General features: G+C 70.7%; 9 protein-coding genes. 6 read left to right on the top strand and 3 right to left on the bottom strand.

Annotated features, from left to right (window positions below):
• Nucleotides 1-69 precede the first annotated feature (69 nt).
• Both ACFTZC_RS33900 and ACFTZC_RS33895 read right to left on the bottom strand, forming a co-directional pair.
• Nucleotides 70-1,299 (bottom strand): DUF349 domain-containing protein, encoded by a 1,230-nt coding sequence (locus ACFTZC_RS33900; protein WP_382896308.1) that lies wholly within the window; start codon nt 1,297-1,299, stop codon nt 70-72.
• 149 nt (nt 1,300-1,448) lie between these two features.
• Nucleotides 1,449-2,237: a peptidylprolyl isomerase gene (locus ACFTZC_RS33895; protein ID WP_382896306.1), complete on the bottom strand. Its 789-nt coding sequence runs from the start codon at nt 2,235-2,237 to the stop codon at nt 1,449-1,451.
• A 202-nt stretch (nt 2,238-2,439) separates the two neighbouring features.
• Here ACFTZC_RS33895 and ACFTZC_RS33890 point away from each other — a divergent pair, with 202 nt between their 5' ends.
• The 4 genes from ACFTZC_RS33890 to ACFTZC_RS33875 all read left to right on the top strand — a co-directional run bounded on the left by ACFTZC_RS33890 (nt 2,440) and on the right by ACFTZC_RS33875 (nt 6,616).
• Complete coding sequence (locus ACFTZC_RS33890) at nt 2,440-3,153, top strand: MBL fold metallo-hydrolase (RefSeq protein ID WP_382896304.1); 714 nt, start codon at nt 2,440-2,442, stop codon at nt 3,151-3,153.
• A 13-nt stretch (nt 3,154-3,166) separates the two neighbouring features.
• Nucleotides 3,167-4,429 (top strand): histidine--tRNA ligase, encoded by a 1,263-nt coding sequence (hisS, locus tag ACFTZC_RS33885; protein WP_382896302.1) that lies wholly within the window; start codon nt 3,167-3,169, stop codon nt 4,427-4,429.
• Between the two features lie 143 nt (nt 4,430-4,572).
• Nucleotides 4,573-5,208 (top strand): vitamin K epoxide reductase family protein, encoded by a 636-nt coding sequence (locus ACFTZC_RS33880; RefSeq protein WP_382896300.1) that lies wholly within the window; start codon nt 4,573-4,575, stop codon nt 5,206-5,208.
• Nucleotides 5,209-5,260: 52 nt separating this feature from the next.
• The gene (locus tag ACFTZC_RS33875) at nt 5,261-6,616 is read left to right on the top strand and encodes a replication-associated recombination protein A (protein ID WP_382896298.1); all 1,356 of its coding nucleotides are present in this window, start codon (nt 5,261-5,263) and stop codon (nt 6,614-6,616) included.
• An 87-nt stretch (nt 6,617-6,703) separates the two neighbouring features.
• On the opposite strand, the gene ACFTZC_RS33870 is transcribed toward ACFTZC_RS33875, so the two are convergent.
• Nucleotides 6,704-7,399: a DUF2470 domain-containing protein gene (locus tag ACFTZC_RS33870; protein WP_382896296.1), complete on the bottom strand. Its 696-nt coding sequence runs from the start codon at nt 7,397-7,399 to the stop codon at nt 6,704-6,706.
• Between the two features lie 185 nt (nt 7,400-7,584).
• Between ACFTZC_RS33870 and rpsD the strand changes: the two genes are divergently transcribed.
• Nucleotides 7,585-8,199 (top strand): 30S ribosomal protein S4, encoded by a 615-nt coding sequence (rpsD, locus tag ACFTZC_RS33865; RefSeq protein WP_114622954.1) that lies wholly within the window; start codon nt 7,585-7,587, stop codon nt 8,197-8,199.
• A gap of 253 nt (nt 8,200-8,452) precedes the next feature.
• Nucleotides 8,453-8,899 carry a DUF948 domain-containing protein gene (locus ACFTZC_RS33860; protein WP_382896293.1) on the top strand — a complete coding sequence of 149 codons (447 nt, stop codon included), beginning with the start codon at nt 8,453-8,455 and terminating at the stop codon, nt 8,897-8,899.
• The last annotated feature ends 8 nt before the right edge of the window (nt 8,900-8,907 follow it).

Below are 8,907 nucleotides of genomic sequence, written 5' to 3'. Positions count from 1 at the left end.
TCCACTGCCGGGCCGCCCTCCGTACACGCTGTTCCAGGTACGCGCTGTTCCAGCCGTTCAGCCCGTGGCTCAGCCGCCGAACTCCTGGAGGCCCTTGAGCGCCTGGTCCAGCAGCGCCTGCCGGCCCTCCAGCTCGCGGGCCAGCTTGTCGGCCTTCGCGTTGTTGCCCGCCGCGCGCGCCGCGTCGATCTGCGCGCGCAGCTTGTCCACGGCCGCCTGGAGCTGGCCCGTCAGACCCGCGGCCCGCGCACGGGCCTCCGGGTTCGTCCGGCGCCACTCGTTCTCCTCGGACTCCTGGAGCGCCCGCTCCACCGCGTGCATCCGGGCCTCGACCTTGGGCCTGGCGTCGCGCGGTACGTGGCCGATGGCCTCCCAGCGCTCGTTCAGCGCGCGGAAGGCTGCCCGGGCCGCCTTGAGGTCCGTGACCGGCACCAGCCGCTCGGCCTCGACCGCCAGCTCCTCCTTGAGCTTCAGATTCTCCGACTGCTCGGCGTCGCGCTCCGCGAAGACCTCGCCGCGCGCCGCGAAGAAGACGTCCTGAGCGCCGCGGAAGCGGTTCCACAGATCGTCCTCGGCGTCGCGCTGCGCGCGGCCCGCCGCCTTCCAGTCGGTCATCAGCTCGCGGTAGCGCGCCGCCGTACCGCCCCAGTCGGTGGAGCCGGAGAGCGACTCCGCCTCGGCGACCAGCTTCTCCTTGGCCTTACGGGCCTCCTCGCGCTGCGCGTCGAGCGCCGCGAAGTGCGCCTTGCGCCGCTTGGAGAACGCCGAGCGCGCGTGCGAGAAGCGGTGCCACAGCTCGTCGTCGGACTTCCGGTCCAGCCGGGGCAGGCCCTTCCAGGTGTCCACGAGCGCCCGCAGCCGCTCACCGGCCGACCGCCACTGGTCGCTCCGCGCGAGCTCCTCCGCCTCGGTGACCAGCGCCTCCTTGGCGTGGCGCGCCTCGTCGGTCTGCTTGGCCCGCTGCACCTTGCGCTCCTCGCGGCGCGCCTCGACCGTGGCGACCAGCGCGTCGAGCCGCGTCCGCAGCGCGTCGAGATCACCGACGGCGTGGTGCTCGTCCACCTGAACGCGCAGATGGTCGATGGCCGTCGTCGCGTCCTTCGCGGACAGGTCGGTGGTCTTCACGCGCTTTTCCAGGAGGCCGATCTCGACCACCAGGCCCTCGTACTTGCGCTCGAAATAGGCCAGAGCCTCCTCCGGAGAGCCGGCCTGCCACGATCCGACCACCTGCTCGCCCTCGGCCGTACGCACGTACACGGTGCCCGTCTCGTCGACACGGCCCCACGGGTCGCTGCTCACAGCGCCTCCTCCACCTGATGCCCACGAGGGGATTGGCCCCCGGGCATCATCCACAGTTCCTGGGGCGGGCCGCGCCCGCCCTGCACAACGCCAATCTAGGCGACCGGCCGCCCGGCTGTCCGCACTCAGCGCGGCCGAAATTCACAGGGTCACGCCGTGTCGACCGTGACCTTCTCCACGGTGACGGCCTTCTTGGGCGCGCCGTCGCTCGCCCCGCCGTCCACCCCGGCCTTCCCCACGGCCTCCACGGCCTTCAGGCCGGCGTCGTCCATGGTGCCGAACGGGGTGTAGCTGGGCGGCAGTTTGGTGTCCTTGTAGACCAGGAAGAACTGGCTGCCACCGGTGCCCGGCTGGCCGGTGTTGGCCATGGCCACCGTGCCCGCCGGGTACGTCACGGTGCCGTCCGCGCCGGCCTTGCCGAGAGCCGTCAGGTTCTCGTCCTCGATCGTGTAGCCGGGGCCGCCGGTCCCGTCACCCTTCGGGTCGCCGCACTGGAGCACGAAGATCCCCTCGGTCGTCAGCCGGTGGCACTTCGTCTTGTCGAAGTACCCCTTGTCGGCGAGCGCCTTGAACGAATTCACCGTGTGCGGGGTCTTCTTCGCGTCCATGGCGATCGAGATGTCGCCCTGGCTCGTTTTGAGGTCCAGCGTGTACTTCGCGTTCTGGTCGATGGCCATCTTCGGCTCGGGCTCGGCGCTCTCCGAGGGCTCCGCCGACGGGCTCGCCTCGGCCGCGGCGTCGTCCTTCTCCGTCTTGTCGCCGTCGCTCAGGCCGACGGAGAAGTACGCCGCGCCTCCCGCGAGCACCACCACGGCCAGCACGGAGGCGATGATCGCGTTGCGCCGCTTCGCCTTCTGCCGGGCCTCAACCCGCCGCTGCTGCTGCCGCTCGAACTTCTCCCTGGCGAGCTGCCGCCGCCGCTGATCGCTCTTGACCACCGGGTCCACTCCTCGTGTCTGTGTGTGATCCTGTTCGGTCCCATCCGGCCTGACCAGTGCCACGACCGGGCAAACCTTTCCGGGAGGGGCACCAGATGCGTACGGTATATGGGTTGGCTGTGGAATGAGGAGCGCCGGTATCCTCTCCGAACTGCCGCATTCTCCGCCGGACCACGTGCCCGGACGACATATAAGGACGATCGTGCTCATTGCCGGGTTCCCCGCCGGAGCCTGGGGGACCAATTGCTATCTGGTCGCCCCCGCCGCGGGTGAGGAGTGCGTGATCATCGACCCGGGCCACCAGGCCGCCCAAGGGGTCGAGGAAACGGTCAGGAAGCACCGCCTCAAGCCCGTCGCCGTCATCCTCACCCACGGACACATCGACCATGTCGCCTCCGTCGTCCCGGTGTGCGGCGCCCATGACGTACCGGCGTGGATCCACCCCGCCGACCGCTTCATGATGAGCGACCCGGAGAAGGCCCTCGGCCGCTCGATCGGGATGCCGCTCATGGGCGAGCTGACGGTCGGCGAGCCGGACGACCTGCGGGAGCTGACCGACGGCGCCGGGCTGGCACTGGCGGGCCTGGAGTTCACCGTCGCGCACGCTCCCGGCCATACGAAGGGGTCGGTGACCTTCGCGATGCCCGAGGCCGCGGACATTCCGCCGGTTCTCTTCTCGGGCGATCTGCTCTTCGCCGGCTCCATCGGACGCACCGACCTGCCCGGCGGTGACCACGCCGAGATCCTGGCGTCGCTGGGCCGCGTGTGCCTGCCGCTCGACGACTCGACCGTGGTGCTGTCCGGCCACGGCCCCCAGACGACCATCGGCCGGGAGCGCGCCACCAACCCGTATCTCCGGGACGTGGCCACCGGCCAGGGAGACGGCGCGCACGCCGCTCCGCGACGAGGAATGTGAAACACCGATCTCCATGAGCACCTTTCAGGCACCCAAGGGCACCTACGACCTGATCCCGCCCGTCTCGGCGACCTTCCTCGCCGTACGCGAGGCCATCGCCGCGCCGCTGAGGAACTCCGGCTACGGCTATGTCGAGACGCCCGGATTCGAGAACGTCGAGCTGTTCGCCCGGGGCGTCGGCGAGTCCACCGACATCGTCTCCAAGGAGATGTACGCCTTCGAGACCAAGGGCGGCGACAAGCTCGCGCTGCGCCCCGAGGGCACCGCCTCCGTGCTGCGCGCCGCGCTGGAGGCCAATCTCCACAAGGCCGGCAATCTGCCGGTCAAACTCTGGTACTCCGGCTCGTACTACCGCTACGAGCGCCCGCAGAAGGGCCGCTACCGCCACTTCTCGCAGGTCGGCGCCGAGGCGATCGGCGTCGAGGACCCGGCGCTCGACGCCGAGCTGATCGTCCTGGCCGACCAGGCGTACCGCTCGCTGGGCCTGCGGAACTTCCGCATCCTCCTCAACTCGCTGGGCGACAAGGAGTGCCGTCCCGTCTACCGCGAGGCGCTCCAGGGCTTCCTGCGCGGTCTCGACCTGGACGAGGAGACCCGCCGCCGCATCGAGATCAACCCGCTGCGCGTCCTCGACGACAAGCGCGCCGACGTCCAGAAGCAGCTGGCCGGGGCGCCGATGCTGCGCGACTACCTGTGCGACGCCTGCAAGGCGTACCACGAAGAGGTACGGGAGCTGCTGACCGTCCAGGGCGTCGCCTTCGAGGACGACGAGAAGCTCGTCCGCGGCCTGGACTACTACACGCGCACCACCTTCGAGTTCGTCCACGACGGACTCGGCGCGCAGTCCGCGGTGGGCGGCGGCGGCCGCTACGACGGCCTCTCCGAGATGCTCGGCGGCCCCCCGCTCCCCTCGGTCGGCTGGGCGCTGGGCGTGGACCGTACGGTCCTGGCCCTGGAGGCCGAGTCCATCGAGCTGGACATCCCGCCGGCCACCAGCGTGTACGCGATCCCGCTCGGCGAGGAGGCGCGGCGGCGGCTGTTCGGCGTCGTCACGGAGCTGCGCGCGGCGGGGATCGCGACGGACTTCGCGTTCGGCGGCCGCGGTCTCAAGGGCGCGATGAAGTCGGCCAACCGCTCCGGCGCGCGCTACACCCTCGTCGCGGGGGAGCGGGATCTCGCGGAGGGCGTGGTCCAGCTCAAGGACATGGAGAGCGGCGAGCAGACGGCGGTCGCGCTCGACACCCTGGTGGCCGAGGTGGCCCGGCGGCTCGGCTGAGCCCCGGGACGGGCCCCTCCTGTGGCTGAGCCCGGCCCCTCCTGAAGCGCCTTTATCCCCCGCGGACGCCGGCCGTAGGAGCCTGTACGGCAGAATGAGCCCGCGCGTACAGGCCCCGGGCCCCTGACCGATGGAACGGCGATATGACGAGTGCTGCGGTTGACGACGTCTCCTCCGACCGGGAGGACGGGAAGATCCCCGGCACGGTCGGTGGCGGCCGTGCGTTCGCGCTGCTGCTGGTCATCACGGGCGCGGCGGGGCTGCTGGCCGCGTGGGTGATCACGATCGACAAGTTCAAGCTGCTGGAGGACCCCGATTTCACCCCGGGGTGCAGCCTGAACCCGGTGGTGTCCTGCGGCAACATCATGAAGAGCGACCAGGCGTCGGTCTTCGGCTTCCCCAACCCGATGCTCGGTCTCGCCGCGTACTCCGTGGTCATCGCCATCGGCATGGGCCTGCTCGCCGGGGCCCGCTACCGCGGCTGGTTCTGGCTGGGACTGAACGCGGGGACGCTCTTCGGCGTCGGGTTCTGCACCTGGCTCCAGTACCAGTCGCTGTACAACATCAACTCGCTCTGCCTGTGGTGCTGTCTCGCCTGGGTCGCCACGATCCTGATGTTCTGGTACGTCACCGCCCACAACATCCGCCACCGGGTGCTGCCCGCGCCCGGGTGGCTGCGCGGCTTCCTCGACGAGTTCACCTGGGTGCTGCCGGCGCTGCACATCGGGATCATCGGGATGCTGATCCTGACCCGCTGGTGGGACTTCTGGACCAGCTGACAGCGCCGGCAGCGCTGTCAGCCATGTCAGTGGGCTGGCATAGGCTTCACCCGTGGAGCCCGACCTCTTTACCGCAGCCGCCGAAGACCGCCAGGAGAAGGACCCGTCCGCCAGCCCCCTGGCGGTCCGGATGCGCCCCCGTGTCGTCGACGAGGTCGTCGGCCAGCGGCATCTGCTGAAGCCGGGATCCCCGCTGCGCCGGCTGGTGGGCGAGGGCGGCGGCGGCCCCGCGGGCCCCTCGTCGGTGATCCTCTGGGGCCCGCCCGGCACCGGGAAGACGACCCTCGCCTACGTCGTCTCCAAGGCGACCAACAAGCGCTTCGTCGAGCTGTCCGCCATCACCGCGGGCGTCAAGGAGGTCCGAGCCGTCATCGACGGGGCGCGGCGCGCCTCCGGCGGCTTCGGCAAGGAAACGGTCCTCTTCCTCGACGAGATCCACCGCTTCAGCAAGGCCCAGCAGGACTCCCTGCTGCCCGCCGTGGAGAACCGCTGGGTGACACTGATCGCCGCCACCACGGAGAACCCGTACTTCTCGGTGATCTCCCCGCTGCTCTCCCGCTCCCTGCTGCTCACGCTGGAACCGCTCACGGACGAGGACCTGCGCGCCCTGCTGAGGCGGGCGCTCACCGAGGAGCGCGGTCTCGGGGGCGCCGTCACCCTGCCCGAGGACGCGGAGGCGCATCTGCTGCGGGTGGCGGGCGGCGACGCCCGGCGGGCGCTGACCGCGCTGGAGGCGGCGGCCGGCGCCGCGCTCGCCAAGAGCGAGAAGGAGATCACCCTCGGGACCGTCGAGGAGACCGTCGACCGCGCGGCGGTGATGTACGACCGGGACGGCGACCAGCACTACGACGTGGCGAGCGCACTCATCAAGTCGATCCGCGGCTCCGACGTGGACGCCGCGCTGCACTACCTGGCCCGGATGATCGACGCGGGGGAGGATCCCCGGTTCATCGCCAGGCGGCTGATGATCTCGGCGAGCGAGGACATCGGTCTCGCCGATCCGGCCGCGCTGCCGATCGCGGTCGCCGCCGCCCAGGCCGTGGCCATGATCGGCTTCCCGGAGGCCGCCCTCACCCTCAGCCACGCCACGATCGCGCTGGCGCTCGCGCCCAAGTCCAACGCGGCCACGACCGCGATCTCGGCGGCCCTGGAGGACGTGAAGAAGGGGCTGACGGGCCAGGTCCCGGCGCATCTGCGCGACGGCCACTACAAGGGCGCGGCCAAGCTCGGCCATGCCCAGGGCTACATCTATCCGCACGATGTCCCGGGCGGTATCGCGGCCCAGCAGTACGCGCCGGAGCCGGTGCGCGGCAGGCGCTACTACGAGCCCACGCGGTACGGCGCGGAAGCGCGTTACGCGGACGTGGTCGACAAGGTGCGCGAGCGGCTGCGCGGCGACGGCGGCTGAGTCCCCCGGCGTACGGCAGTCCTCCGGCGTACGGCAGCGGTGCCGGACCGGGTACGGCCGCGGTGTCCGGTCGCACGCGGCCGCGGGTCAGCGGGCGGCCGCGTCGAAGAGCGTGTGCATCGCGTGGCGCAGCTCGCTGACGTTCCGCACCGGCTCGGGGAAGTCGAAGCGGGCGTCGAAGCACCGGACGCCGGTGAAGCGCACCCGCAGCCCGAAGCGGTCGAGCCCCACCGGTACGGCCGCGGTCCCGGCGGCCGAGGCGGCCGCGGTCCGCTCACCGAGCAGCGCGCGCAGCGACCGTACCTCGGCGCCGTGCGCGGAGTGGAGGTGCTGCAGCAGCTCCGCCTCGTGCTCCACCAGCGGGTCGGGGGTGGCCGCCACGAAGTCCTCGGGCTCCACGGACTCGGCGCCCCACAGGTCGTCCACGCACGCCTCGCCGATCTCCAGGCGCAGCGTCATCCGGCCGGCGTCCGCCCGGCCCGGTTCGCGGGTGAGCCAGCCGGAGAGCCAGGCCCGGCCGCGGATACGGTGGGGCACGGAGACGGGCGCGACGTCGGTGAGCTCCAGCACCGCGTGGAGTTCGTCGTCCTGTGCGTGGGTGGCGGCCCGTACCGCGGGGGAGTCCGACGGGAAGACGAGGAACACCTCGCCGTCCGGGCCCACGGACCGTACGTCGGGCATGAGCTGGTAGGGGGGCCTGCCCTCGTGCAGACCGGGGATGAACAGCACCGCCGAGCATGTACCCTGTACGAGAGTTCGTGTGCGTTCGGCTGCTGACGGCATCCGATCGATTTCAAGCCCGCTGGGACGCGGCTGACCATGAGCTGATCGGACCTCCGTCGATTCGTCGCTCTGCGCGCCGAGCTTGTCTGTGATGTCCGTGATGCGCGTGGTGTTCCCAGGGCGAGACATGCGATCTCCTTAAGTAAGGTGAGCCTAACCTAACCTACAACGGAGGTCTGGAGAACGTGCCTAACCAGTCGCGTCCCAAGGTCAAGAAGTCGCGTGCGCTCGGTATCGCGCTGACGCCCAAGGCCGTCAAGTACTTCGAGGCCCGTCCTTACCCGCCGGGTGAGCACGGTCGTGGACGCAAGCAGAACAGTGACTACAAGGTCCGTCTGCTGGAGAAGCAGCGCCTGCGCGCCCAGTACGACATCAGCGAGCGCCAGATGGCCCGCGCCTACGACCGCGCCAAGAAGGCCGGCGGCAAGACGGGCGAGGCCCTGGTCGTCGAGCTGGAGCGCCGTCTCGACGCGCTCGTCCTGCGGTCGGGCATCGCCCGCACCATCTACCAGGCCCGTCAGATGGTCGTGCACGGTCACATCGAGGTCAACGGCGGCAAGGTCGACAAGCCGTCGTTCCGCGTCCGTCCCGACGACGTCGTGATGGTCCGCGAGCGCAGCCGCGACAAGGTCCCCTTCCAGGTCGCCCGCGAGGGTGGCTACGACACGGACGGCGAGACCCCGCGCTACCTCCAGGTCAACCTGAAGGCGCTGGCGTTCCGCCTGGACCGCGACCCGAACCGCAAGGAGATCCCGGTCATCTGCGACGAGCAGCTCGTCGTCGAGTACTACGCCCGCTGACCCGGACGCGGTAGCTCCACCACGCTTCGGCCCGCCGTCTCCCCGCCCTCGCGGACGGGAGAGCCGGCGGGCTTTCGCGTGGATCCTCTGGATCCTCCCGCCATTCAACGAGGCTCTAATCCGGTACGGGGCGGGGGCGTCGGCGCGATAAGGTCGGAGGACGACTTTCCAGTCGCCTGTCAGGTGTCAGTGACCTTCCGTCGTGTCGGTGACCCGCTGCCAGGGGCCTTCGACGATCAGGGAGCGGTGCGGCGTGACCGGTGGAGAGGTTGCCGGAATCCTGGTGGCCGTGTTCTGGGCCATTCTGGTCTCCTTCCTCGCCGTGGTGCTGGTGAGACTGGCCCAGACGCTCAAGGCGACCACCCGGCTGGTGGCGGACATCACCGAGCAGGCAGTCCCCCTGCTCGCGGACGCGTCCGCGACGGTCCGGTCCGCGCAGACCCAGCTCGACCGGGTCGACGCCATCGCGTCGGACGTCCAGGAAGTCACCTCGAACGCCTCGGCACTCTCCACCACGGTCGCCTCGACGTTCGGCGGCCCCCTCGTCAAGGTCGCGGCGTTCGGCTACGGCGTACGCCAGGCCATGGGACGCCGGGGCGCGCCCGCCGCCGGGAGCGAGCCCACGGAGCGGGCCACCCGCCGTACGGTCGTCGTCGGCCGTACGCTCCCCGCCGCCCGGCTCAGGAAGAAGAAGGGCTGACCGCAGCG

Source organism: Streptomyces sp. NPDC056987 (assembly GCF_042673865.1).
Lineage (GTDB): Bacteria > Actinomycetota > Actinomycetes > Streptomycetales > Streptomycetaceae > Streptomyces.
This window is presented reverse-complemented; position numbering and strand designations above follow the sequence as displayed.